Annotated in this window: 20 protein-coding genes and 1 pseudogene; 18 read left to right on the top strand and 3 right to left on the bottom strand. The window is 41.3% G+C overall.

The window, feature by feature from the left end; genetic code table 11:
* The first annotated feature begins 17 nt into the window (after window positions 1-17).
* The 6 genes from trmFO (at window position 18) to I588_RS13825 (ending at window position 6031) form a co-directional block, all read left to right on the top strand.
* On the top strand, window positions 18-1316 hold the full coding sequence (gene trmFO, locus I588_RS13850) for an FADH(2)-oxidizing methylenetetrahydrofolate--tRNA-(uracil(54)-C(5))-methyltransferase TrmFO (RefSeq protein WP_010759373.1): 1299 nt from the start codon (window positions 18-20) through the stop codon (window positions 1314-1316).
* 153 nt (window positions 1317-1469) lie between these two features.
* On the top strand, window positions 1470-2369 hold the full coding sequence (xerC, locus tag I588_RS13845) for a tyrosine recombinase XerC (protein ID WP_010759372.1): 900 nt from the start codon (window positions 1470-1472) through the stop codon (window positions 2367-2369).
* Window positions 2370-2386: 17 nt separating this feature from the next.
* Window positions 2387-2932: an ATP-dependent protease subunit HslV gene (gene hslV, locus I588_RS13840; RefSeq protein ID WP_010759371.1), complete on the top strand. Its 546-nt coding sequence runs from the start codon at window positions 2387-2389 to the stop codon at window positions 2930-2932.
* Window positions 2933-2945: 13 nt separating this feature from the next.
* Window positions 2946-4343, top strand: a complete 1398-nt coding sequence (gene hslU / locus I588_RS13835) for an ATP-dependent protease ATPase subunit HslU (RefSeq protein WP_010759370.1) — start codon at window positions 2946-2948, stop codon at window positions 4341-4343.
* Between the two features lie 15 nt (window positions 4344-4358).
* The gene (gene codY, locus I588_RS13830) at window positions 4359-5147 is read left to right on the top strand and encodes a GTP-sensing pleiotropic transcriptional regulator CodY (protein WP_010759369.1); all 789 of its coding nucleotides are present in this window, start codon (window positions 4359-4361) and stop codon (window positions 5145-5147) included.
* A gap of 14 nt (window positions 5148-5161) precedes the next feature.
* The gene (locus I588_RS13825; RefSeq protein ID WP_010759368.1) at window positions 5162-6031 is read left to right on the top strand and encodes an aldose 1-epimerase family protein; all 870 of its coding nucleotides are present in this window, start codon (window positions 5162-5164) and stop codon (window positions 6029-6031) included.
* A 53-nt stretch (window positions 6032-6084) separates the two neighbouring features.
* On the opposite strand, the gene I588_RS13820 is transcribed toward I588_RS13825, so the two are convergent.
* Both I588_RS13820 and plsY read right to left on the bottom strand, forming a co-directional pair.
* Entirely contained in the window at window positions 6085-6705 is a 621-nt protein-coding gene (locus tag I588_RS13820; protein WP_010759367.1) for an NUDIX hydrolase N-terminal domain-containing protein, read from the bottom strand.
* On the bottom strand, window positions 6695-7336 hold the full coding sequence (plsY, locus tag I588_RS13815) for a glycerol-3-phosphate 1-O-acyltransferase PlsY (protein WP_010759366.1): 642 nt from the start codon (window positions 7334-7336) through the stop codon (window positions 6695-6697). Before plsY ends, I588_RS13820 begins: the two co-directional genes overlap by 11 nt.
* A gap of 106 nt (window positions 7337-7442) precedes the next feature.
* Between plsY and I588_RS13810 the strand changes: the two genes are divergently transcribed.
* The 8 genes from I588_RS13810 (at window position 7443) to I588_RS13775 (ending at window position 18687) form a co-directional block, all read left to right on the top strand.
* On the top strand, window positions 7443-7865 hold the full coding sequence (locus I588_RS13810; protein ID WP_010759365.1) for a CoA-binding protein: 423 nt from the start codon (window positions 7443-7445) through the stop codon (window positions 7863-7865).
* 124 nt (window positions 7866-7989) lie between these two features.
* Window positions 7990-10017: a DNA topoisomerase IV subunit B gene (gene parE / locus I588_RS13805; RefSeq protein WP_010759364.1), complete on the top strand. Its 2028-nt coding sequence runs from the start codon at window positions 7990-7992 to the stop codon at window positions 10015-10017.
* 14 nt (window positions 10018-10031) lie between these two features.
* On the top strand, window positions 10032-12485 hold the full coding sequence (gene parC, locus I588_RS13800) for a DNA topoisomerase IV subunit A (protein ID WP_010759363.1): 2454 nt from the start codon (window positions 10032-10034) through the stop codon (window positions 12483-12485).
* 288 nt (window positions 12486-12773) lie between these two features.
* Window positions 12774-15065 carry a formate C-acetyltransferase gene (gene pflB / locus I588_RS13795; RefSeq protein WP_010759362.1) on the top strand — a complete coding sequence of 764 codons (2292 nt, stop codon included), beginning with the start codon at window positions 12774-12776 and terminating at the stop codon, window positions 15063-15065.
* A gap of 85 nt (window positions 15066-15150) precedes the next feature.
* Window positions 15151-15930, top strand: a complete 780-nt coding sequence (gene pflA, locus I588_RS13790) for a pyruvate formate-lyase-activating protein (protein ID WP_010759361.1) — start codon at window positions 15151-15153, stop codon at window positions 15928-15930.
* 87 nt (window positions 15931-16017) lie between these two features.
* A complete protein-coding gene (locus I588_RS13785) occupies window positions 16018-16947 on the top strand; it encodes a manganese-dependent inorganic pyrophosphatase (protein ID WP_010759360.1) in 930 nt (309 codons plus the stop codon).
* Window positions 16948-17025: 78 nt separating this feature from the next.
* On the top strand, window positions 17026-17829 hold the full coding sequence (locus I588_RS13780) for a DUF1803 domain-containing protein (protein ID WP_010759359.1): 804 nt from the start codon (window positions 17026-17028) through the stop codon (window positions 17827-17829).
* A 3-nt stretch (window positions 17830-17832) separates the two neighbouring features.
* Window positions 17833-18687, top strand: a complete 855-nt coding sequence (locus I588_RS13775; protein ID WP_010759358.1) for an alpha/beta hydrolase — start codon at window positions 17833-17835, stop codon at window positions 18685-18687.
* Between the two features lie 54 nt (window positions 18688-18741).
* Here I588_RS13775 and I588_RS13770 read toward each other — a convergent pair whose 3' ends face one another.
* Window positions 18742-19287 carry a DUF2179 domain-containing protein gene (locus I588_RS13770; protein WP_010759357.1) on the bottom strand — a complete coding sequence of 182 codons (546 nt, stop codon included), beginning with the start codon at window positions 19285-19287 and terminating at the stop codon, window positions 18742-18744.
* Between the two features lie 388 nt (window positions 19288-19675).
* Between I588_RS13770 and glgB the strand changes: the two genes are divergently transcribed.
* From glgB to glgA, 4 genes and pseudogenes are all read left to right on the top strand, one after another.
* On the top strand, window positions 19676-21589 hold the full coding sequence (gene glgB / locus I588_RS13765) for a 1,4-alpha-glucan branching protein GlgB (protein ID WP_010759356.1): 1914 nt from the start codon (window positions 19676-19678) through the stop codon (window positions 21587-21589).
* Between the two features lie 45 nt (window positions 21590-21634).
* Window positions 21635-22777: a glucose-1-phosphate adenylyltransferase gene (locus I588_RS13760; RefSeq protein WP_034694565.1), complete on the top strand. Its 1143-nt coding sequence runs from the start codon at window positions 21635-21637 to the stop codon at window positions 22775-22777.
* Window positions 22767-23917, top strand: a pseudogene (gene glgD, locus I588_RS26905) (glucose-1-phosphate adenylyltransferase subunit GlgD). Before I588_RS13760 ends, glgD begins: the two are co-directional and overlap by 11 nt.
* The gene (glgA, locus tag I588_RS13745) at window positions 23917-25347 is read left to right on the top strand and encodes a glycogen synthase GlgA (protein ID WP_010759352.1); all 1431 of its coding nucleotides are present in this window, start codon (window positions 23917-23919) and stop codon (window positions 25345-25347) included. The pseudogene glgD and the gene glgA overlap by 1 nt, the downstream one beginning before the upstream one ends.
* Window positions 25348-25442 lie beyond the last annotated feature (95 nt).

Below are 25442 nucleotides of genomic sequence, written 5' to 3'. Positions count from 1 at the left end.
CGTAAGCGAGGAATAAAATGGTAAAAACGGTCAATGTTATCGGTGCAGGTCTTGCCGGGAGCGAAGCTGCTTGGCAGCTGGCTCAGGCAGGAGTACCGGTTGATTTATACGAAATGCGTCCAGTTCAGTCAACACCAGCCCATCAAACGGATAAATTTGCTGAGCTAGTTTGCAGTAATTCTTTGCGGGGCAATAGTTTAACGAATGCAGTTGGCGTATTGAAGGAAGAGATGCGTCGGTTGAATTCAGTTATTATTCACTCGGCAGATGAAACAGCTGTTCCAGCAGGTGGGGCGTTGGCAGTGGATCGTGAAGGCTTTTCGGCATTGATTACTGAAAAGGTGAAGGGACATCCTTTAGTAACAGTGCATAATGAAGAGATTACTAAATTGCCGGAAGGAATTACGATCGTAGCGACAGGTCCCTTAACCTCCGAAGCGCTAGCAGAAGAGATTGCCTCTTTCAACGGCTCACATGGATTCTATTTCTATGATGCAGCTGCACCGATTATCGATGGAACAACCATTGATCGGGAAAAGGTCTACTTAAAGTCGCGTTACGACAAAGGTGAAGCTGCATATCTGAATTGTGCAATGAATGAGGAAGAATTCATGGCTTTTTACGAAGCTTTGATTTCGGCAGAAGTAGCAGAATTAAAAACCTTTGAAAAAGAAAAATTCTTTGAAGGCTGTATGCCAATTGAAGTAATGGCTAAACGTGGGATTAAAACAATGCTTTTCGGTCCTATGAAGCCGGTAGGTCTAGAGGACCCTAAGACTGGCAAACGCCCTTACGCGGTTATTCAGCTGCGTCAGGATAACGCTGCTGCTTCCATGTACAATATGGTTGGCTTTCAGACTCATTTAAAATGGGGTGAGCAAAAGCGGGTGTTTCGCCTGATTCCTGGTCTGGAAAATGCGGAGTTCTTGCGATATGGTGTGATGCACCGCAATAGCTTCATGAATTCTCCTGAGCTGTTGCGTCCAACGTATCAAAGCCGCAACCGTGAAGATCTATTTTTTGCCGGTCAAATGACTGGCGTAGAAGGCTACGTGGAAAGTGCCGGAAGTGGACTAGTTGCCGGAATGAATGCAGCACTTTTGGCTAAAGGAGAACCTTTGTTGGAGTTTCCGCAAGAGACAGCTTTAGGTGCAATGGCTTATTACATTACCCACGCGGAAGGAAAGCATTTCCAGCCGATGAATGCTAATTTTGGCTTATTCCCAAGCTTGCCAGAGCGAATTAGAGACAAAAAGCTGCGCTATGAAACTCTAGCCCAGCGAGCGCTAGATGCACTGAGTCAAATGGAACTGTAATACGATACCTGTCGCAGAATACTGCGGCGGGTTTTTCTTTTAGGATTCTAAGGAATTGTAAACAAATTCGTGAAAAATCAATAAATTCTGACAATTTAATTGTATTTAAAAACCGGTTGTGCTAAATTTGGATTATGTTTGTGAGGTGAGCTTATGACAAACGAGGAATGGATTCAAGATTTTATGCGTTATTTGATAACTGAACGTGGTTATTCTGTTAAAACAAAAGAGGCCTATTTGAGGGATTTAACAGACTTTTGGGAGTTCTTGGAGGACTCCGGCAGTCCTGAATTGCTGGCGATTGATCATTTAGATGTACGCATTTACTTGGCTTTTTTGAATGACCGAGAGTATAGTCGGAATACGATTAGCCGTAAAATTGCTAGTTTGCGTTCCTTTTATCAGTATTTGCTTAAACAAGAACAAATTCAAGAAAATCCTTTTTCCTATGTCCACCTGAAGAAAAAGAAAAATCGACTGCCTCGCTTTTTTTACGAGAAGGAGATGGAGCTTCTTTTCCAAAGTGTGGAGGGTGAGCAGCCTCTGGATCAACGGAATCACGCGTTATTAGAAGTGTTATACGGTGCAGGGCTGCGGGTCAGTGAATGTGCCAATTTGACGTTCTCTGTAATTGATTTTGATAACAGTGTCATGTTGATTCATGGCAAGGGAAACAAGGATCGCTATGTTCCGCTAGGTTCTTATGCAGCGGATGCTTTGCAGGAATATCGCAGTGCTGGACGTAAGCAGATCATGGAAAAATATCAGAAAAGCCATGACTATGTGTTTATTAATCATCGGGGAGAACAAATTACCCCGACTGGGATTGAATATGTGTTGAATCAGCTGATTAAAAAGAGCAGTCTGTCTTCAAGCATTCATCCTCATATGCTGCGGCATACATTTGCTACACATTTGTTAAACAATGGGGCAGACCTAAGAACGGTTCAAGAGCTTCTAGGCCATGCCAATTTATCTACTACGCAAATTTATACCCACGTAACCAAAGAGAGTTTACAAAAAAGTTATCGCTCGTTTCATCCACGGGCTTAAATTTAGGAGGAATACCAATGGCTGAATCTCAATTTCATTCTACAACGATTTGTGCTGTAGAAAAGGACGGAAAATTAGCGATGGCCGGCGATGGTCAAGTAACAATGGGTCAACAGGTTGTCATGAAGGGCAGTGCTCGCAAGGTGCGTCGTATTTATAATGACCAAGTTGTTGTAGGCTTTGCCGGAAGTGTGGCGGATGCTTTTACTCTGGAAGAGAAATTCGAAGGTAAACTAAACGAATATAACGGCAATCTGCAACGGGCTGCAGTAGAGTTGGCCCAGGAATGGCGCACTCAACAGGCCATGAAGAATCTGGAAGCCTTGCTGATTGTCATGAACAAAGACGAAATGCTGCTAGTCTCCGGTAACGGTGAGGTAATCGCGCCGGATGACGGCATTTTAGCAATCGGTTCAGGCGGCAATTACGCTTTAGCCGCTGCTAGGGCTTTAAAGCAGCACAACCCAGAAATGTCTGCGAAAGAGATTGCTGAAAGTGCACTGAATATTGCCGCAGATATTTGTGTCTTTACCAACCATAATATTATCGTTGAAGAGATGTAAAGGAGAATGTTGAATGTCTGAAATTAATAAAACACCTAGAGAGATCGTCAGCGAACTGGATCAATACATTATTGGCCAAAACGACGCGAAACGTTCTGTTGCGGTGGCTTTACGCAATCGCTATCGTCGAATGCAATTAGAAGAAACTATGCAGCAGGAAGTAACCCCCAAAAATATTTTAATGATTGGACCAACTGGTGTCGGTAAAACTGAAATTGCCCGCCGTTTGGCTCGGATTGTTAAAGCCCCTTTTGTCAAAGTAGAGGCAACTAAATTTACTGAAGTGGGTTATGTTGGCCGCGATGTAGAATCGATGGTCAGAGACTTGGTAGAAAATGCGATTACGATTGTTGAGAAAGAGCAATATTCCCAAGTCTACAGTAAAGCCTTAAAACGGGCAAACAAACGCTTGGTGAAGGTTTTAGTACCAGGTATTAAACGAGAACAGAAGAAATCAAGCAATCCTTATGAACAAATGATGAATATGTTTAACCAAACACAACAGGCTGAGCCTCAGGAAGAATTGACAGAAGAAATTAAAGTCAATCGTAAGAGCATTTTAGAACAGCTGGAAAAAGGTATGCTGGACAGTCGTGAAGTCACAATTGAAATCGACGAACCGAAAAAATCAGTACCGATGATGAACAATGGTTTGGAGCAGATGGGGATTGACCTGAATGATACCTTGGGAGCTTTGACTCCTACTAAAAAGATTCAGCGAACAGTAACCGTTAAGGAAGCTCAGGAGCTGCTGGTTAAGGAAGAACAGGCGAAGTTAGTCAATGATGCAGATATTCATACGGCTGCGATTAAGCTGGCAGAGAGTTCAGGGATCATTTTCATTGATGAAATTGATAAAATTACTTCAAAATCGCAACAAAATTCTGGTGAAGTATCGCGGGAAGGCGTGCAACGTGACATTTTGCCAATCGTTGAAGGATCTCAGGTTAATACTAAGTATGGAGCTATTCAAACAGACCACGTCTTATTTATTGCCAGTGGAGCCTTTAGCTTTTCCAAGCCAAGCGATCTAATTCCAGAGCTGCAAGGACGCTTCCCAATTCGGGTAGAATTAGATGACCTGACTGCTGAAGACTTTGTTCGGATCTTAACTGAACCAAACAATGCCTTGATTCAGCAATATATTGATTTAATCGGCACAGAAAACGTAAAGGTGATCTTTACTCAAGAAGCCATTGAAAAATTGGCGAAGATAGCCTTTGATGTAAATCGTGAAACGGACAATATCGGTGCTAGACGTTTGCACACGATTTTAGAAAAACTGCTGGAAGATTTACTCTTCGAAGCACCAGATATGCAAATGGGTGAAATTACGATAACCGAAGCTTATGTAGATGAAAAGCTAGCTTCGATTGCGCAAAACAAAGATTTGAGCCGCTATATTCTATAATTTGGAGGGGAAATGATGGAAACCTTATTAGAAAAAACACGCCAGATTAACAAGCTGATGCAACAAAAGAATGCCTTTGAACCGGCTGCAGAGTTGCCTTACAACAACATGGCCCGCATCCTTGGCGATGTGTTGGATTCTCTGTCATACATCATTGATTCGAAAGGAAAGCTTTTAGGATACAATGAAAAAATTGATATCAATAATGATCGCGTCAAGTCATTTCTTGTTGATCGGCAATTTCCTGATAGCTATGTAGGTGAATTAAAGCAGATGATTAAGACTGAAGCTAATATTCCCAGCGGCAGTTCAGGCACTGCCTTTCCTACAGAACGCTCCCAGTATTATCCTAATGGGGTAACCACCATCGTTCCGATCTTTGGCTCGGGTGAACGCTTAGGTACTATCGTTCTTGCACGAACTGAAGAATCCTTCACTGAAGATGATTTAGTGTTAGCGGAATATGGGGCCACTGTTATTGGTATGGAAATTTTATATCAGCAGTTTCTGCATGTGGAAGAGAACGTTCGCAGTCAAACCGCTGTTCAAATGGCAATTAGTACACTTTCTTATAGTGAATTGAAGGCTGTGAAAGCTATCTTTGAAGCACTGGAAGGTGATGAAGGACGTTTAACTGCTTCTAATATTGCTGATAAAATTGGCATTACTCGTTCTGTTATTGTAAATGCTTTGCGTAAATTGGAATCAGCAGGTATTATAGAATCACGCTCGCTTGGAATGAAGGGAACGTACTTGAAGGTATTAAATCCTTTGTTCAAAAAAGAATTGGTTAAACATCAATAGGGAGGCGGAAGCTTATGACAGTTAGGATTCAAAATGACTATTTGCAGGCAGCAATCAGTGAAAAAGGGGCTGAATTAACCAGTCTAAAGGCCAACGGTATTGAGTACATGTGGCAGGCTGATCCAGCCTACTGGGGACGTCATGCACCAATTCTTTTCCCGTTTGTTGGTCGATTAAAAGATGATCAGTATAGTTATAAAGGGAAGACTTATCCAATGTCACAGCATGGTTTTGCCCGGGATGAAATGTTTGAGGTAACAGAGCAAACCGATGAGAAGGTTGTCTTAACCTTGAAGAGCAATGAAAAGACCAAAGAGATTTATCCATTCGATTTTCTTTTATCAGTGAGCTATGAAGTTTGGGGAGAGGGCTTGCGGATTCGTTTTAAAGTGAATAATGCGGGAGATGACGAGATGCTGTTTGCCTTAGGCGGACACCCAGCCTTTAATGTGCCTTTAGAGGAGAATTTAAGCTTTGAAGACTATTTCTTCTCCTTCTCACCGCAAAAATCAAGAGTGAAGATTCCGCTGGACGGACCATTTGCCAATTTGGATCAAAAAACTATTGGTCAAACCAATACAAATATTCGCATTAGTCACGATTTGTTCCAAAATGATGCCTTGATTTTTGAAACGAAAGGGCTGAATACCTTCACTATTAGCGCGGAAGATTCGCCTCATAGTGTGACACTATCCTATAATCACATTCCATATGTCGGCTTTTGGTCACCGTACCCTAAAGAAGCGCCCTTTGTTTGTATCGAACCTTGGTGGGGCTTTGCTGATCCGGTAGACGGCAACGGTAAGCTGGAGGATAAACCAGGAATGAATCATCTCGCGCCTGGTGAGCAGTTTAAGACCCAGTTTTCAATTAATGTAAGATAGAACGAAAAAAGACGTTGGGTCAACCAGCGTCTTTTTTGAGTGCTTTAATTAGATTAATCAAACTTAACTTGCCAAGCAGGATCAGCATTTGCTTTGAAACACAGAGCAATCTGTTCCTTGGTAGTTTTCTCTTCAGCCAGCTCTGGCAGTTCCTCTAAAGCAAACCAGTCGCTTTGCAGTGTTTCAATATTTTGTTCAAAGTGTCCGCTTAATTTCTTACACAATATAAACACTTTACAGACACCGTAAGCGTAGCGAGGAGGATTGTGACGATTTCGGTCCTGCAGAGCAATCACTCTGAGAGCCTCAGCGTCAAAGCCGGTTTCTTCCTTTACCTCTTTTAGTGTATTGTCTCTCAAAGACTGATCGATATCTACCCAACCGCCTGGCAGTGACCATTTACCATTGTTTTCTTGAACCAGCAAAATTTTGTCTTCTTCGATAATGGCAGCCCGGGTATCCAGTTTGGGAGTAGGATAGCCAGTTTCGTCAGCAAACAGCTTGCGAATCTCCAATTCAGGCAGGGGGGATTGAACAGCCAGCATTTCGACAGCTAACGAACGAATACGTTCAAATCGTTCGGCATCGAAGGGGTCCTTGGTATAGGTAAGGCCAGCTTGAGCTAAAGCCTGCAGTTCTACGGCCCAGTTAGTTAATTGATTGTTAATGTCCATCAGATGGCTCCTTTTTGTTTAGGCCAAAGGAGACCCGGTTTTCCGTTCCGTTTTTAATGCGCTGAATGTTTTCACGGTGACGGTAAATAATGTATGTAGTTAAAATCAAGCAAACGAGGGTTAATAACCAGTTGTGTTCTGGTAAAATGGCTGGCCAAATAATTGGTAAAAGAATAGTCGACAAAGTAACGAAAATAGCTGATAAGATGCTGGTTGCACTAACCATACTGGTAATGTATAAAACGATTAGAAAAAAGACCAAAGAATAAAAGAAGAACAAAGGACTGTAACCCAGCAGCATTCCAGCACTGGTAGCAACTGCTTTTCCTCCTTTAAAACCAGCAAATATCGGTAATGTGTGGCCGATTACCGCCACTAAACCAAACCATAAGGGATTAATATCTAAGTGAAAGATCATTGGCAAGCAAGTAGCCAAGGTTCCTTTTAAAAGATCAATGGCAAACACAACAAAGCCAGCTGGTTTTCCTAAAATGCGAAAGGTATTGGTGGTGCCGGTGCCGCCGCTGCCATAATCGCGAATATCTTTTTTAAAGAAAATTTTTCCGATCCATACACCTGATGGAATCGATCCTAAAAAATAAGCTAGCAGCAAAAGCATAGCTGTTTTCATTGTTTTTCCCCATTTCATTGTTGTTAGGGTTATTTTAACAGATTTGAAATAGGTGAACAATCATCAAAGCAATGATATACTAAATACTAAGAAAGGTGGTCGTTTTATGCAATTTGAAAACCCTAGTCAAGAGAAAATTTTTGAGTATTTAGATACAGCTAAAGTGATTGCAGTGGTAGGCTACAGTGAAAACCCAGATAAAACCAGCCATCAGATCGCACAGCTGTTAAAAGATGAAGGCTATACTGTTTATGGCGTGAACCCTAAGCTGGGTGGTCAGACAGTTGCGGGAATCGAAGTTTTTGGCGCTTTATCAGAGGTTCCGGAGGCCATCGATATTGTGGATATTTTCCGTCGCAGTGAATTTTTACCGCAGGTGGCAGAAGAATTTTTAAAAACTGATGCAAAAGTTTTTTGGGCGCAGCTTGGTTTAAGCAGTCAAGCAGCAGCTGAAATGCTGCAACAGCAAGGCCGCATGGACATTGTAATGGATCGTTGTATTAAGATTGAATTGGCAAAAAGAGCCTGACAACTAGTTGATTTTCTGCTAAAAAATTGATAAAATGCCTTCTCGGGTCATCAGAAGGCTTTTTTTTTGGGCTTTTTTAGCGTATCATAGCAATGATGTATTTTTAGAATAAGGAGCTGTTAGCTTGGCTAAGAAAAGTAACAATGAATACAATGACGCTTCGATTCAGGTCTTAGAAGGATTAGAAGCAGTAAGAAAAAGACCTGGTATGTATATTGGATCCACCGACGGGCGCGGTCTACACCATTTGGTTTATGAAATCGTTGACAACGCAGTCGATGAAGCGCTGTCTGGCTTCGGTAATGAAATAGGGGTGACACTATACCCTGACAATAGTGTGAAAGTAAGCGACAAAGGCCGGGGAATGCCGGTGGGGATGCATGCTTCCGGAATTCCTACGGTAGAGGTTATCTTCACGATTCTGCATGCCGGCGGGAAATTTGGCCAAGGCGGCTATAAAACATCAGGCGGTCTGCATGGTGTGGGTGCCAGTGTAGTAAATGCCTTGTCAAAATGGCTGACGGTTACCATCGTGCGTGATGGAATCGAATATGTACAAAAGTTTAAAGATGGGGGCAAACCGCAAGGCAGCCTGAAAAAAATCGGCAAAACTCGGGAACCAAATGGAACGAGTGTCCATTTTCTGCCTGATGATAGTATTTTTTCTACGGTTCGCTTCTCTTATGACACACTTTCAGAACGGTTACGGGAATCTGCCTTCTTGCTAAGAGGGGTAAAGATCAGCATTACTGATTTACGGGAAGAAGAACCCAAAGAAGAAGTGTTTCATTTTGAAGAAGGAATTAAAGAATTCGTTGATTATTTAAACGAAGACAAGGACACCTTGACGCCAGTAACTTATTTCTCTGGTGCCAAGGACGGCATTGAAGTGGAGTTTGCCTATCAATACAATGATGGCTATTCCGAAAATGTCTTGTCCTTTGTAAATAACGTGCGTACTAAAGATGGCGGAACTCATGAGGCTGGAATGAAAACCTCAATGACCAAAGCTTTTAATGAGTATGCTCGTAAAGCAGGATTATTAAAGGAAAAGGATAAAAACCTAGAAGGCTCAGACTTCCGTGAAGGATTATCCGCGGTTCTATCCATCCGGGTGCCTGAAAATCTGCTGCAATTTGAAGGACAAACCAAGGAAAAACTGGGAACTCCAGCAGCCCGCGGTGTGGTTGACAATGTTATCGGGGAGCAAATGGGCTTCTATTTGCAGGAGAACAGTGAAACCAGTCAAATGCTGGTTCGTAAAGCGATCAAGGCGCGAGAAGCTCGAGAAGCCGCTCGTAAGGCCCGGGAAGAAAGCCGAAATGGCAAAAAACGGAAAAAAGGCGAGTCCCTTTTATCTGGTAAACTAACCCCAGCGCAATCTCGAAATGCACAGCGCAATGAGCTATTCCTTGTCGAAGGAGATTCTGCCGGCGGTTCTGCCAAGCAAGGCCGTGATCGGAAGTTTCAAGCGATCCTGCCGTTGCGAGGCAAGGTTATCAATACTGAAAAGGCTAAGCTGCAGGATATCCTGAAAAACGAAGAGATCAATACTATGATCTATACTATTGGTGCCGGCGTTGGTCCGGAATTCTCAATTGAAGATTGTAATTATGACAAAGTCATCATCATGACCGATGCGGATACTGATGGTGCTCATATCCAAGTCTTGCTGCTGACCTTCTTCTACCGTTACATGAAGCCTTTGATAGAGGCTGGCAAGGTTTATATTGCCTTACCGCCTTTGTATAAGGTATCCAAGGGTTCCGGAAAGAAACAGGTGATTGAGTATGCCTGGACCGATGATGAGCTTGAAGATGTAATAAAGAAGGTTGGTAAAGGTTATATGCTGCAGCGTTACAAAGGGCTTGGTGAAATGAACGCTGAGCAGCTGTGGGAAACGACAATGGACCCTGAACATCGGACGCTGGTTCGAGTAAGAATCGATGATGCCGCTCAGGCTGAACGTCGCGTTACAACCTTGATGGGGGATAAAGTAGAGCCTCGTCGTAAATGGATTGAAAGCCATGTCCAATTTACTTTAGAAGAAGACGGCAGCTTGCTGGAAAACAAAGATGAGATTCAACCATCTGTTTCCAATGAATTGCTGGATGAAGAAAATTTTGAAAACATAGAATTGTTTAGTGAGTAGGTGGTGGTCAACAGATGGAAAATAAACAATCAATTCAAGAACTAACGTTAGAGGAAGTCATGGGTGACCGCTTTGGTCGTTATTCAAAATATATTATCCAAGAACGGGCGTTACCAGACGTCCGTGATGGACTAAAACCAGTACAACGTCGTATTCTGTATGCGATGAATAAAGATGGCAATACCTACGACAAGGGCTTCCGCAAGTCTGCAAAGTCTGTCGGAAACATCATGGGGAATTATCATCCCCATGGTGACAGCTCGATCTACGAAGCTATGGTTCGGATGAGTCAGGACTGGAAGCTGCGAGAAGTGCTGATTGAGATGCACGGAAACAACGGATCAATGGATGGTGATCCACCAGCGGCGATGCGTTACACAGAAGCACGACTTTCTCAGTTGAGTGGAGAAATGCTAAAGGATATTGAAAAGGATACGGTTGATTTAGTTTGGAACTTCGATGATACCGAAAAAGAACCGACTGTTTTACCAGCTGCATATCCGAATCTGTTAATTAATGGGTCTACCGGGATCTCTGCAGGATATGCAACTGAAATTCCTACTCATAATTTAAGTGAAGTAATTGATGGAACCATCTATTTGATTGATCATCCCAATGCTAGCTTAGAGAAAATCATGGAATTTATTCCAGGACCAGATTTTCCAACCGGAGGGATTTTGCAAGGGAAGGATGAAATCAAAAAAGCCTACGAAACTGGAAAAGGCAAAGTAATCCTGCGTTCAAAAACTTCGATTGAGCCGTTAAAAGGCGGTAAGCAGCAAATTGTGATCCACGAGGTTCCTTACGAAGTGAACAAGGCGATCCTGGTCAAGAAAATGGATGAAATCCGTTTGAACAAAAAAATCGACGGTATTGCTGAAGTTCGTGATGAAACTGACCGAACTGGTTTGCAAATCGTAGTTGAGTTGAAAAAGGATGCAAATGCAGAAGGTATTCTAAATTATTTGTTTAAAAATACAGACCTGCAAATCAATTACAACTTCAACATGGTGGCTATTGATAATATGACGCCTCAACAGGTGGGTTTAAAGCATATTTTAGCCAGCTACATTCAACACCGCCAGTCAGTAATTACAAAGCGCAGTCAATACGAGCTGAAGAAAGCTCAAAAACGTCAGCACATTGTCGAAGGTTTGATGAAAGCATTGTCGATTTTAGACGAAGTTATCGCGGCCATTCGTGAAAGTAAAGACAAGCGGGATGCAAAAAACAATTTAGTTAAAAAATTCGATTTTACTGAAGAACAAGCAGAAGCAATTGTGAACCTGCAATTGTATCGTTTAACCAACACCGATATTACGCAGCTGAAAAAAGAAGCTGAGGAACTGGCTGCTGAAGTGAAGGAATTGCAGTTGATTTTGTCCAGCGAGCGTGAATTGAACAAAGTGATGAAGCAAGAGCTGCGCCAAATCAAGAAGCAATACGGTAACGATCGTTTAACCAAGATTGAAGATCAAATTACTGAAATCAAGATTGAGACTGAAGTATTGATTGCGCAAGAGGATGTCGTAGTAACAGTTACGCAAGAGGGTTACATGAAACGCAGCAGTTTGCGTTCTTACAACGCTTCCCGACCAGAAGAGCTGGGGATGAAGGATGGCGACCGGGTCCTATTTGCTCAAAAAATGAATACTTTGGATCATGTGCTAATTTTAACTAATCGCGGTAATATGATCTATCGGCCAGTTCATGAAGTAGCTGATTTGAAATGGAAGGATGTTGGTGAACACATTTCACAAACAATTTCCAGTCTGAAAGTAGATGAAGAAATTATGGCGGTCTTCCCATATAAAGAGATTGACGCCAATCAGTTATTTGTCCTGATGACCAAAGAAGGTATGATTAAGCAAACTCGTATGACCGAATTTTCGCCATGGCGTACGTATAGGAGTCGTCCAACTGCAGCGATCAAGCTGAAGAGCGATACTGATCGAGTAGTCGCTGTACGTCTAATCAAAAATGTTAAGAATCTTGATGTATTTGTGGGAACCTATCGCGGCTTTGGTTTGCGCTATCCTTTAGACGAAGTACCTGTGGTAGGAGCGAAAGCAGCAGGGGTTAAGGCCGTGAATCTGAAAGACGGCGATTATGTTGTTGGTGGAGCACTTGTATTGTCTGAAGGAGATTCACCAATTACTTTAATCAGTCAGCGTGGCGCAGCAAAACGCATGCTGGCACAAGAGCTGCCACAGCTAGGCAGAGCAAAACGTGGTTTGATGATCTTTAGAGAATTGAAGAAGAATGCTCACCGACTAGTATATTTGACAGATACAATAGATGGCGAGATCGAATTGCTGAGCCAAAAGGGAACAACACAAACCTTAGAAATTGCTAAAATACCTGTCAGCGACCGCTTGGCTAACGGTTCATTTGCCATTGATGAGAAGAAGGACGGCGAAGTATTTGCGGTCTATGAAACGAAACAGTGGGATGAACAACCAGGCTAACTGTATTATATAATTCGGATGAAAACGGTATTCTGTATTAGTACAGACGCCGTTTTTTTGCTCACATAAAGACTGATATAGCCTTTTTTATAAGAATTATTAATAAAGATTATAGGCGTCAAATCGTTGCTATATAAGGGTTGTTACCGATAACAGCGGAAGAAAAGCGAACTTGTTAAAGTTTTTACATGAAACTATTGCAATAGCTTTAAAATGTGTTATACTGTGTCTGTAAAGCTGTAGCAATCAAAAACAAATGGTCATAATTTCTAAGGAGGTCTCTCTTAAATGGGAACTGCAACAAAAGAGCTTGAAAAGTTGAATGTAACAGAAAAAGAAGCATGGAATGGCTTTAAAGGTACAACTTGGAAGACAGAAGTAAACACACGTGATTTTATCCAAGCCAACTACACACCGTACGAAGGAAATGCTGATTTCTTGGCAGAAGCAACAGATGCAACCAACAAATTGTGGGGCAAATTGCAAGAACTGCAAAAACAAGAACGTGAAAACGGCGGCGTATTGGACATGGAAACTGACGTTGTTTCCTCAGTAAATGCATACGGTGCAGGTTATATTGATGAAGACTTGAAAGATGAAGAAAAAGTTGTTGGTATCCAAACTGACAAACCATTAAAACGCGCTTTCATGCCTTATGGTGGTATTCGTATGGCAGAAGAAGCTTTGGAAAGCTATGGATATACTCCAAATCCTAAATTCACTGAAATCTTTAACGAATATCACAAAACACATAACCAAGGTGTTTTCGATGTTTACACTCCAGAAATTCGGGCAGCCCGTCGTAATAAAATTATTACTGGACTTCCAGATACTTATGGTCGTGGACGTATCGTTGGTGACTACCGTCGTGTAGCATTATACGGAATCGACTACTTGATGCAAGAAAAATTAAAAGACCATGCAAATGTTGGAAATGGCCAATTCACTGACGAAGATATTCGTTTACGTGAAGAAGTTAGCGATCAATACAAAGCGTTAAAACGCATGAAAGAAATGGCAGCAGCATACGGCTACGATATTTCTCGTCCAGCTGAAAATGCTAAAGAAGCTGTTCAATGGTTATACTTCGGTTACCTAGCTGCTATCAAAGAACAAAATGGTGCGGCAATGTCTATCGGACGAGTATCAACTTTCTTAGATATCTACATCCAACGCGACATCAATAACGGTACTTTGACTGAAGTTGAAGCACAAGAATTGATCGACCATTTAGTTATGAAATTACGTATGGTTAAATTCGCTCGTATTCCTTCATACAATGAATTGTTCTCAGGAGACCCTGTTTGGGCAACTCTTTCAATCGCTGGTATGGGTATGGACGGACGTACTTTGGTTACTAAGAATGACTTCCGTTTCTTGCGCACCTTGCAAAACATGGGTCCTTCTCCAGAACCAAACTTGACTGTATTGTACTCTTCTCGTTTGCCAGAAGGCTTTAAAGAATATGCAGCGAAGATTTCAATTGAAACTTCTTCTATCCAATACGAAAACGACGATGTTATGCGTCCAGTATGGTTAGACGATTATGCAATTTGCTGCTGTGTATCGGCAACTGAAACAGGGAAAGAAATGCAATTCTTTGGTGCTCGTGCCAACCTTGCAAAAGCATTAACTTATGCAATCAACGGTGGGGTAGATGAAAAATCTAAAACCCAAGTGGGACCTAAATACCGTCCAATCACTTCTGACGATGCATTAAACTTCGATGAAGTAATGGAAAAATATGATGACATGCTTGAATGGTTAGCTGGTATGTACGTAAATACATTGAACTGCATCCACTTCATGCATGACAAATATTACTACGAAGCAGCTGAACTTGCTTTAATGGATACAAACTTGAAACGTACTTTTGCAACTGGTATCGCTGGATTCTCTCACGTAGTGGATTCATTATCAGCAATCAAATACGCTAAAGTTTACCCTGTTCGTGATGAAGACGGCTTAGTAATTGATTACAAGACTGAAGGCGAATTTCCTAAATACGGAAATGACGATAACCGTGCCGATGATATCGCTGTTTGGTTATTGAAAACTTTCTTGGAAAAATTAGAACATTACAAAACATACCGTGATTCTGAACCAACAACTTCTATCCTGACAATCACTTCTAACGTGGTTTACGGAAAAGCAACTGGTAGCTTGCCAGACGGACGTCCTGCTGGTGCGCCATTATCACCAGGTGCTAACCCATCTTATGGTGCAGAACAAAACGGTTTGTTAGCTTCATTAAACTCATTGACTAAATTACCTTACGAATACGCATTAGATGGTATTTCAAATACACAAAGTATCAACCCAGATGCTTTAGGTCATGATGAAGAAGAACAAATTGAAAACTTAACAAACGTATTAAACGGCTACTTTGACCAAGGTGCACATCACTTAAACGTGAACGTATTTGGTAAAGAAAAATTAGTTGATGCTATGGAACACCCAGAAAAAGAAGAGTATGCAAACTTCACTATCCGGGTTTCTGGTTACGCAGTTAAATTTATCGACTTAACTCGTGAGCAACAATTGGATGTTATCAGCCGTACATTCCACGAAAAAATGTAAGAACGTAAATACAAAGTAACGCAAGTAAGGGCGGATGGACGGAGGTCTATTCGCCTTTACCCATGTTTATAAGGAGGAAATGTTTATGTCGACAACGACTGAACAACCCATTATAGGAAATGTCCACTCAATTGAAAGCTTTGGCTCCGTTGATGGACCTGGCGTTCGATTTATCGTCTTTATGCAAGGCTGCCGCATGCGCTGTCAGTTTTGTCATAATCCCGATACTTGGCAGATTAATGATCCTAAGGCGAAGAAACGTACCGCTGATGATTTGTTAGAAGAAGCCTTGCATTATAAGAGTTATTGGGGCAAAAAAGGCGGGATTACCGTCAGTGGCGGCGAACCATTGCTGCAAATTGATTTTCTGATTGATTTATTTAAAAAAGCCAAAGCTCAAGGAATCCACACAACGCTAGATTCTTGCGGCAAACCATTTACTTTTGAAGAACCATTTTTCTCTAAATTTGAAGAATTGATGCAATATACTGACCTGATTTTATTTGACATTAAGCAAATTGATGATCAAAAGCACAAGGAATTGACTGGACACGGCAATGCCAATATCTTGGAAATGGCGAAGTATTTATCCGACATTAATAAACCTGTTTGGATTCGCCACGTATTAGTACCATTTAGAAGCGACTACGACGAATTTTTAATTCGATTAGATACATTTATTAAAACCTTGAAAAACGTGGACAAAGTAGAAATACTGCCTTACCACACGATGGGGAAATACAAATGGGAAGAAATGGGCTTGAAATATCCATTAGATGGGATTGAGCCGCCGACGGATGATCGGGTGGCTAATGCCAAAAAGCTTCTCCATACTGAAGATTATAAAGGGTATCTGAAACGATAAACTTTCGAGAAAAGAGCGACTGTTGGTTGCTCTTTTCGTTTTTTTTGATATCATTAAGAAGAACTTATTTAAAGGAGCGAATTGATTATGACAAAAGTTTTAGTTTTTGGTCACCAGAATCCTGATACAGATGCGATTGGAGCAGCGATTGCCTTTGCCAACCTGCAAAAAGAATTAGGTGTAGATGCTGAAGCAGTAGCTTTGGGCGAACCTAATGAAGAAACACAATACGCGTTGGATCATTTTGGCTTAACCGCCCCTCGTGTAGTAGAAAGTGTTGAAACAGAAGCAGCAGATGTGATGCTAGTGGATCACAATGAATTCCAACAGTCAATTTCAGACATTGAAGCGGCTAATATTTTAGCTGTAGTGGATCATCACCGGATTGCAAATTTCCAAACAGCGGATCCATTGTACTATCGCGCTGAACCAGTTGGTTGTACTTCAACCATCGTATTGAAATTATACAAAGAAAAAAATGTAGCAGTTCCTAAAGAAATTGCCGGCATCATGCTGTCAGCGATTGTTTCTGACACCTTATTATTCAAATCGCCTACTTGTACCGAAGAAGACGTAGCAGCAGCTAGAGAGCTTGCTGAAGCAGCTGATGTTGATTTGGACAGCTATGGCTTAGCTATGTTGAAGGCAGGAACGAACTTAGCCGATAAATCTGAAGCGGAGTTGTTGGATTTAGATGCGAAAAGCTTCCCAATGGCTGACAAAACAGTTCGTGTTGCTCAAGTTAACACAGTAGATTTAGATGAAGTATTTGCACGTCAAGAAGCATTGAAAGCAGCAATGGTTGCTGAAAATGCTGAGAAGGGCTATGACTTGTTCTTATTATTAGTGACCAACATCTTGAATTCAGACTCTGAACTATTAGTAGCTGGCGAACCTCGCGAGAAAGTGATTGAAGCCTTCAATGTTCAATTAGTGGATGATCGTGCGTTCTTGCCAGGAGTTGTATCACGTAAGAAACAGGTTGTTCCTCAATTAACAGCCGCTTTTGAAGGGTAAGAGTAAAAAAGAGGATGGATGAATCCTCTTTTTTTGTATATTTTTTTAATTGGGACTATACTTTGAAATGGAGTTATTATGGATATTTTGACAACCAATCAACAATTGAAAAAGAGTCTTTCTGATCCAGTGACAAACAGGTTGATCAGGTATTTTCATCAGCTGGAGCAGCCGGTGATTTTAAGAGAAGTCCGAACCGCTTTTTCAGAAGATCAGCAGCTGGATAAGCGTTTGGACCTGTTGATTCAGACTGGAGTAGTAGAGCGCAAGGATCGACGGTATCGTTTGCTGCTGCCGATTTGCCAAGCGTTTCCCGATAATGTGTTGTACCATCAGTTAAAAGAGCTGATTGGGCCAAATCAGCTAGTCAGCTTTGCGGAGCAGTTTTATCCCAATGAGCTAACTGGACCAGTGGCGGTGACTTTTGATTTAGCTAGTCGAACAATTCTAGAAAATGATTCGTTCGCCTTGGTTACGTTGAACGCTGGAGGGATTACTGCCTTGACATTGCCTAATTATTTCCATTATCAGCAGAGGAAGCGGCCTGCTTCATTTGTACCTTTGGAAAAGCTGTTGGGAGATGTTCACTCAGGGTTCTTTTTCAATCAGGTGGAGCTGTTTTTGTCTGCGCTGTTAAATGGAAAACAACCGAAAAGAAAGTCAATCTTTTTAGAAAGTCTGCTCATGACCAAGGTTGCTGTCGCTGAACCAAACTGGCAGCTGGAAGTACCAGTTGTTAATGGGATGGACCAGTTAAAAGAGGTTGCAAATTTATGGGAACAGTTCGGTGAAACGGAACGATATTTTGCCTTTCATCACTTGTTGCTGGATTTGCTGGGTTCAGAAAGCTCTTATACCTACATTATTCAAAAGAAGGCGTAACAAATGAAAAAACTAGCTAAACTCTTTGCTTTGCTTATTGCATTTTTATCAGTCATTGGGCTGGTCTATTATGCTCAAATTCGCTATTTTAGTTCGGGATCATTGACTAAGCAAAAAGGTGTACGCTATTCTAATACTCCAACTGTGTTTATTCACGGCTATCAAGGAAGCTCTCTTTCCTTTGGTCCTTTGTTAAAGCAGCTGGAGTCAGAAAATATCGCTAAACGTGAGATGACAATCGTCGTTAAGCCTGATGGCAAGCTGTCGGTAGAAGGTAAGCTAACGCATACACATGCCAATCCGACGATTATGGTATTGTTTAGTGAGGATGTGACCGATGAAATTCAGCAAAGTCAGTGGATTGAAAAAGTCATGGCGTATTTGTATCAGCAGCATGTAACAACCGTAAATTTAGTCGCACATTCTATGGGCGGCGTCTCCGCTTTAAGATATTTACTGGAATATGCTGGCAGCAAAGTGCCGAGAGTAGCAAAGCTAGTAACGATTGCAGCTCCCTTTAATGATTTGGAGATTGCTGAGGATACGGAGGAGATTTTTGCCTATGAACTAACGGAGGGCGGACCGGTTGGCCGAACGCCGATTTATGACTACTTTGATCGCGCCATGAATCAATTACCAAATAACTTAGATATTTTAAATGTTGCGGGTGATTTGCAGGATGGCTCGGAAAGTGACGGATCGGTTTCGACCCATAGTGCGTTTTCTTTACGCTTTTTATTACAAAAGCATACTAAAAATTATCAAGAAGTGTTGATTAAAGGTAGAAATGGGGGTCACTCAGCAATTACCCGCAGTAGGCAGCTTCGTAACGATTTGACGACTTTTTTATGGAAATAAAGCAATAAGTAAAACCGGTGAGGGCACGACCTCATCGGTTTTTTGTTTGGACTATTAAGGTGTATTTTGCCGTTTACGCAGTTTTTTCGTCCAGAAGCCGCCAGAAATGTACTTAGGTTCGTAGGAGATGATGAACGCGCGGCTTTCAATCTCTTTAATTAAGCGATAGAGGGTTTGTTCGGTCTTTCTTGGGGATAAGATTTCCAGTACCATTCGTTCGCCTTCTAGGCCTTCAGCATAGGACTGGGTAACACCGTAACCATTTTCCCGCAAAATACGAGGCAAGCTCTTCTCTTTTTCAGTATTTGTCGGCAAAATGACTGTCACCATCATATAGCCTAAAGCTAGTTTGTCTTCAATTTTAATTCCAACACTGATTCCGATGGCATATCCTAAGGCATAAGCAAATAGATTAATCGGATTATCCAGGCGATCCAATACCATGGAAAGTCCTAAGATATAGATGGTAATTTCGATCATACTCAGCAAGGGTGCAAGGATCCGATAGCCTTTCATAGTCAACATAAAGCGAATCGTATTCAAAGCGACATAGGCGAAGTTAATTCCAAACGTCATCAGCAGCAGTAATGGATCAAACATTATTTTTACCCCCTCTCTTCCCTAGAGTATCGGTTCTAGAATCAAAAGGCAAACAGAACCGTTTATTTGAAAAAAATTATCACAAATAAATAACGTATGTAATTATTACTTATGTTATTTATCCGATTAAACAAATGATTTTATAAAAAATGAAACTTTTGTCATAAAATAACCGATATGATCTGGTGTTTCAATTCTAGGTATATTATAATGAAATTAGAAAGGGATTAATACTTATTTTATTCCGTTATATCAAGGGTTCTGAATGTATTACTCAAGAAAGTATGTTATTATAAAATAGAAGGAGCGAATGTTAAATGAGGAACCGTTCATTTTTTTAAAGGTAAAATTTTATTCTTTTTGACAAAAAATAGTTAAGGTGATGAGTATGAAAGAAAAGATCAACGAACTATCAGCAGAAATTAGTCAAGCAAAAAATAACTTTTTGTCCGGTGAAAATTATTATGCTCAGCATTTGTTAGGCGCACACAGAATTTCTGACGGTACGTACTGTTTTCGCGTTTGGGCACCCAATGCAAAAGCTGTTTTTTTAGTGGGGGATTTCAACGATTGGCAGAACACATTGCCGATGGAGTTGGATTCAGAATCAGGTATTTGGGAAATTATCACGGATCAACCTAGAGAAGGAGATCTTTACAAGTTTAACGTTCGACAGGCCAATGGGCGAGAAATCATGAAAATTGATCCCTTTGCTATTCGTTTTGAAAAACGGCCGGGAGATGCAGCTGTGCTGTATACAATTCCTGCTAAAAAATGGCGCGACGGATTATGGCGTGGACGAAGCAAACGGACCAATGCGTTAAAAAGACCTATGAACATCTATGAAGTGCACGCCAGTTCTTGGAAGCATCATGAGGATGGAACACCCTACAGCTTTGGCGATTTAGCTAAAGAGCTGGTTCCGTATCTGTCAGAAATGGGCTATACCCATGTAGAGTTTTTACCTTTAATGGAACATCCTCTAGGACGCTCATGGGGGTATCAGCTGATCGGCTATTATGCACTAAGCTCATATTACGGCACACCCGAGGAATTTCAGAATTTTGTCGAAGCTTGTCACTTAAATAATATTGGTGTTTTAGTCGATTGGGTTCCGGGACATTTTTGTATTAATGATGATACGCTGCCTTACTATGATGGGACGGCACAATTTGAATACAGCGATCCCGATCGTGCCAAGAATGTTCGTTGGGGCTCGATCAATTTCGATCTAGGTAAGCCGCAGGTTCAAAGCTTCTTAATTTCAAGTGCTTTATTCTGGATAGAGTTTTACCACATCGATGGTATAAGAGTCGATGCCGTTTCCAGTATGCTGTATCGCGATTATGATGATGGTCCTTGGACACCGAATCACGAAGGGGGCAATCGGAACTTTGAAGGCTGCAATTTCTTACAGAAGCTGAACTCGGTAATTAAGCTGGCACACCCAAATGTTTTAATGATTGCAGAAGAAAGCTCCTCTGAAACTCAGATAACAGGACTGACTGAAACAGGGGCTTTAGGCTTCGATTACAAGTGGAATATGGGCTGGATGAACGACGTACTGCGTTTTTATGAGATGGATCCGATTTTCCGGAAAGATCATTTTAACCTGGTTACTTTTTCTTTCATGTATATGATGCAGGAGAATTACATTTTACCGTTGTCGCATGATGAAGTGGTTCATGGCAAGAAGAGCTTAATGCATAAAATGTGGGGTGATCGCTACAAACAATTTGCACAGCTTCGTAATTTATACACCTATTTTATGACTCATCCTGGGAAAAAATTATTGTTTATGGGAAGCGAATGGGGACAGTTTCTTGAATGGAAATTTGACGAAGGGCTAGAGTGGGTAGATCTAAAGGATTCGCTAAACAGCCACATGCAGCAATTCACCGCTGCGCTCAATGACTTTTACAAAAATCAGCCAGCCTTGTGGGAGCTGGAAAACACCTACGACACGATTGAAATCATTGATGCCGATAATACATCAGAATCGGTACTTTCTTATTTACGTCAAGGCAAACGCAAAAAGGATTTTTTGATTGTTGTATTGAATATGACCCCTGTGGAACGTAGAGATTTCCATATTGGTGTTCCTTATCCAGGAACTTACAAGGAAATATGGAATACCGAAATGGAAGAATTCGGCGGTACATGGACGAAACACAATGAAGATTGTGAAAGTGAACCGATCGCATTCAAAAATTATGAGCAGTTAATCAAAACCACGATTCCTGCTTTTGGCGCAGTCATTTTCAAGCCTGAGTCAATTGTTTTAAAGCGGAAAAACAAATAATAATTTGAGAGGAGGTTGATGAAGGACTACCTTCATCATCCAAAAATGAAAACAGAAATTTTAGCTATGATCTTAGCTGGAGGAAAAGGGTCACGTTTAGGTAAGCTAACACAAAATATTGCCAAACCAGCAGTACCTTTCGGCGGAAGATATCGAATCATTGATTTTACCTTGAGTAATTGCATCAATTCTGGCATCAACAATGTAGGAGTTGTCACTCAATATCAGCCGCTTGCCTTAAACAGTCACATCGGAAACGGTTCTAGCTGGGGCTTTGACAGCTTAAATGCCGGCGTTACCATATTACAACCTTATTCCAGCAACGATGGCAGCAAGTGGTTTGAAGGAACCGCCCATGCCATATACCAAAATATGGATTATATTGATCAGATGGATCCTCAATATGTATTAATCCTGTCAGGGGACCACATATACAAGATGGATTATGAAGCGATGCTGGAAAGTCATAAAGAAAACAATGCCGCACTCACAGTGGCAGTTATTGGTGTGCCTATCGAAGAAGCATCACGCTTTGGAATTATGAATACCGATGAAAATGACCGCATTATCGAATTTGAGGAAAAGCCAGAAGAGCCTAAGAGTGATTTAGCCTCCATGGGAATCTATATATTCAACTGGAGCCGTTTACGCAGCATGCTGTTAAACAGTTATCAAAAGGATGACCATATGCTGGACTTTGGTAAACATGTAATTCCGGCTTATTTGGAAGCTGGCGATAATGTCTTTGCCTATCGTTTTGAAGGGTACTGGAAGGATGTTGGAACGATTGATTCGTTATGGGAAACCAGCATGGAATTTATTGATCCAGAGCATAGCTTAAACATCCGGGACAAAGCGTGGCGGATTTCGGCTAAAAATACCATTTCTCCACCGCACTTCTTTACCGATACTGCGAATGTTAAGGATTCATTGGTAGTTGACGGCTGTTACGTTGCTGGCGAGGTAGATCACAGTATTTTATCCAGTGATGTTCAGATTAAAGAAGATGCTACGGTAAAAGACAGCGTAATTATGCCGGGTGCAACGATTGGCAGAAACGCAAAAATTAACAGAGCCATTGTAGGTGAACATGCGATCATAGGCGATAATGCTGTTGTAAATGGCGAAGAGGAGATCGCTGTTGTAGGTTATTCAGAAGTGATTGGAGTGTCGATTGATGAGAGCTAATAAAATGTGTGCCATTCTAGGAAATGCGCATGAATGTCGAGAGTTAATGCCTTTAACGGAGAAGCGTCCGCTGGCAACATTGCCTTTTGATTGCAAGTACCGCTTGATTGACTTTACTTTATCAAATGTAGTCAACGCGAACGTAAAATCTGTGTATATGATATTTAATCAAGGCCTAACACGTTCAGTGTTTGACCATATTGGTGGAGGACGTGAGTGGCATTTGGATAGTGTGGACAGCCGTTACTTTATCCACTTCTATCAAGACTTTTTACAAAAACGTGCAGAGGGTCTGCCTTATTATGAAGCTGCAATCGATTATTTGAAAAAATCGAAAAGTAAATATGCTGTTTTTATCGGTAACAAAATGCTTTGCAACATTGATCTTCGAGCAGTTTTAAAGATTCATCAGCAGCATGACAGCGAAATAACTGTAGTTTATAAAAAAATGCCGATCAATCAATCGCGTATCAAGATATTATTTTAGATATTGATGAGCACGGTGTTGTGGAAGGCCATCATGCGTATTTTGATGATCAGACAGAATCGGAAATCAAAAATCTGTGTATGAATATCTTCATTGTCAGCACCGAATGGCTGATTAACGCCTTGGAGGATGGTCAAAAGAAAGGAACGCCGGTTGCGATCCAGGACTTCTTGACCCTATCGATGGAAAAGCATAAAACGACAGCTTATGAGTATACTGGCTTTTTGAGCAATATTTTTAATGTGAAGGCTTATTATGATGCGAATATGGCGATGCTGGATTCTAAGAAATTTACATCATTGCTGTATTCAAACCAAAAAATCTATACGAAGCTGAAAAATGAAGTGGCAACGTATTATGCACCGACCTCCGATGTGCACAATAGTCAGTTTGCGACAGGCTGTATTGTGAAAGGGAAAGTCAGAAATTCGCTGTTCTCTCGCAGTTCAATCGTAGAAGAAGGTGCTGGAGTTAGTGACTCTATCATTATGGCAAGTGCCGTTATCAACAAAGGGGCACAAATTTCTTATGCAATATTAGATAAGCATGTAGAAGTTGATCCTGGTGTGAAAATCATCGGAACTCCTGAACAGCCGCTTGTGATTAAAAAGAATACCCATGTTACAAGCGACATTTATGGAGGAACGGTGTAATGAAGATATTATTTGCTGCAGCAGAATGTGCCCCCTTTTTCAAAACTGGGGGATTGGGCGATGTAGCAGGTGCTTTGCCGAAAGCATTAAAGGAAAAAGGGGCAGATATTCGTGTCGTACTGCCCTATTTTTCCAAAATGGGCGAGCAATACAAGACTAAGACAGAGGATTTGTTTAATTTTGAAGTTGAGGTCGGCTGGCGCAAGCAGTATTGCGGCGTTAAATATTTGAAACATCAAGGAATCGAGTACTACTTCATCGACAATATGTACTATTTTAATCGCCCTAATTTATATGGCGATTATGACGATGGCGAACGATTTGCCTTCTTCCAAATGGCAGTGATTGAAATGATGGAAAAGATTGATTTTATTCCAGATGTGGTTCACGTCAACGATTACCATACCGCAATGATTCCTTTCCTGCTAAAGGAAAAATATCGTTGGATTCAAGCCTATCAGCAGATTCGTTCAGTGCTTACGATTCATAATATTGAATTTCAAGGACAGTACGATGCTTCTATTATGGCAGATTTGTTTGGTATGGGCGCGGAGCGATATGAAGATGGAACGATTCGCTATAATGACTGTGTTAATTTCATGAAGGCGGGTATTTTGTATGCTGATCGTGTGACAACGGTAAGTCCTTCCTATGCCGAGGAAATCAAAACACCTGAATTTGGTTCGGGCTTAGATGTGATTTTACGTATGGAAAGTGGTAAATTAAGCGGCATTGTCAATGGGATTGATTACGAGATGTTTGATCCCATGACTGATCCGGCGATTTTCACTCACTATGACAGTCAAAAGCTAGATAAGAAATTAGAGAATAAAACGAAGCTTCAAGAATTGCTAGGCTTGCCAATCCGTAAAGATGTTCCGATGATTGGGATTGTCAGCCGCCTGACTTATCAAAAAGGCTTCCATTTGCTGCTGCAGGAAATGGAAAATCTGATGCAATTTGATGTGCAATTGGTACTGATTGGGACTGGTGATCCTGATTTTGAGAATGGGTTCCGCTATTTTGGCGAAAAATTCCCAGAAAAAACCAGTATCCAAATTGCTTTTGATGTACAATTAGCTCAGAAGGTCTATGCCGGTGTCGATATGTTCTTAATGCCGTCTGCCTTTGAACCTTGCGGACTTTCGCAGATGATTTCAATGCGCTATGGAACTTTACCAGTAGTTCACGAAATCGGGGGGCTAAAGGATACAGTTGAGCCATATAATCCATTGACACAGGAGGGAACAGGCTTTGGTTTTGTTGATTACCAGTCCTATTTCTTAATGCATGCCTTAAAGCAGGCGATTGAGCTTTATCAACAAGAGCCGAAGATTTGGCAAAAATTGATGCGCAGCGCAATGGCAAAGGATTTCAGCTGGGATGTATCCAGTCAGCGCTACCTTGAGCTATATCAGCAAATTAGTTAAGCGGTCAGAATCCCCGGCTGGATGAGTCGTGGATTCTGATTTTTTAAATTAGGTGAACAATCGGCGTATCAGAACAGGGGAGTGGACTGATACAG

This window comes from Enterococcus pallens ATCC BAA-351 (genome assembly GCF_000407485.1).
GTDB classification, from domain to species: Bacteria; Bacillota; Bacilli; order Lactobacillales; family Enterococcaceae; genus Enterococcus_A; species Enterococcus_A pallens.
The sequence above is the reverse complement of the archived record's forward strand: the minus strand, read 5'-3'. Positions and strand labels throughout refer to the sequence as shown.

Coding starts and splice junctions, on each gene's coding strand:
- pflA (WP_010759361.1), top strand. CDS start 15,151: ATGTCGACAACGACTGAACAACCCATTATAGGAAATGTCCACTCAATT.
- I588_RS13825 (WP_010759368.1), top strand. CDS start 5,162: ATGACAGTTAGGATTCAAAATGACTATTTGCAGGCAGCAATCAGTGAA.
- I588_RS13820 (WP_010759367.1), bottom strand. CDS start 6,705: ATGGACATTAACAATCAATTAACTAACTGGGCCGTAGAACTGCAGGCT.
- trmFO (WP_010759373.1), top strand. CDS start 18: ATGGTAAAAACGGTCAATGTTATCGGTGCAGGTCTTGCCGGGAGCGAA.
- I588_RS13810 (WP_010759365.1), top strand. CDS start 7,443: ATGCAATTTGAAAACCCTAGTCAAGAGAAAATTTTTGAGTATTTAGAT.
- I588_RS13775 (WP_010759358.1), top strand. CDS start 17,833: ATGAAAAAACTAGCTAAACTCTTTGCTTTGCTTATTGCATTTTTATCA.
- I588_RS13780 (WP_010759359.1), top strand. CDS start 17,026: ATGGATATTTTGACAACCAATCAACAATTGAAAAAGAGTCTTTCTGAT.
- parC (WP_010759363.1), top strand. CDS start 10,032: ATGGAAAATAAACAATCAATTCAAGAACTAACGTTAGAGGAAGTCATG.
- I588_RS13785 (WP_010759360.1), top strand. CDS start 16,018: ATGACAAAAGTTTTAGTTTTTGGTCACCAGAATCCTGATACAGATGCG.
- I588_RS13760 (WP_034694565.1), top strand. CDS start 21,635: ATGAAAACAGAAATTTTAGCTATGATCTTAGCTGGAGGAAAAGGGTCA.
- plsY (WP_010759366.1), bottom strand. CDS start 7,336: ATGAAAACAGCTATGCTTTTGCTGCTAGCTTATTTTTTAGGATCGATT.
- glgA (WP_010759352.1), top strand. CDS start 23,917: ATGAAGATATTATTTGCTGCAGCAGAATGTGCCCCCTTTTTCAAAACT.
- I588_RS13770 (WP_010759357.1), bottom strand. CDS start 19,287: ATGTTTGATCCATTACTGCTGCTGATGACGTTTGGAATTAACTTCGCC.
- codY (WP_010759369.1), top strand. CDS start 4,359: ATGGAAACCTTATTAGAAAAAACACGCCAGATTAACAAGCTGATGCAA.
- hslU (WP_010759370.1), top strand. CDS start 2,946: ATGTCTGAAATTAATAAAACACCTAGAGAGATCGTCAGCGAACTGGAT.
- xerC (WP_010759372.1), top strand. CDS start 1,470: ATGACAAACGAGGAATGGATTCAAGATTTTATGCGTTATTTGATAACT.
- hslV (WP_010759371.1), top strand. CDS start 2,387: ATGGCTGAATCTCAATTTCATTCTACAACGATTTGTGCTGTAGAAAAG.
- glgB (WP_010759356.1), top strand. CDS start 19,676: ATGAAAGAAAAGATCAACGAACTATCAGCAGAAATTAGTCAAGCAAAA.
- pflB (WP_010759362.1), top strand. CDS start 12,774: ATGGGAACTGCAACAAAAGAGCTTGAAAAGTTGAATGTAACAGAAAAA.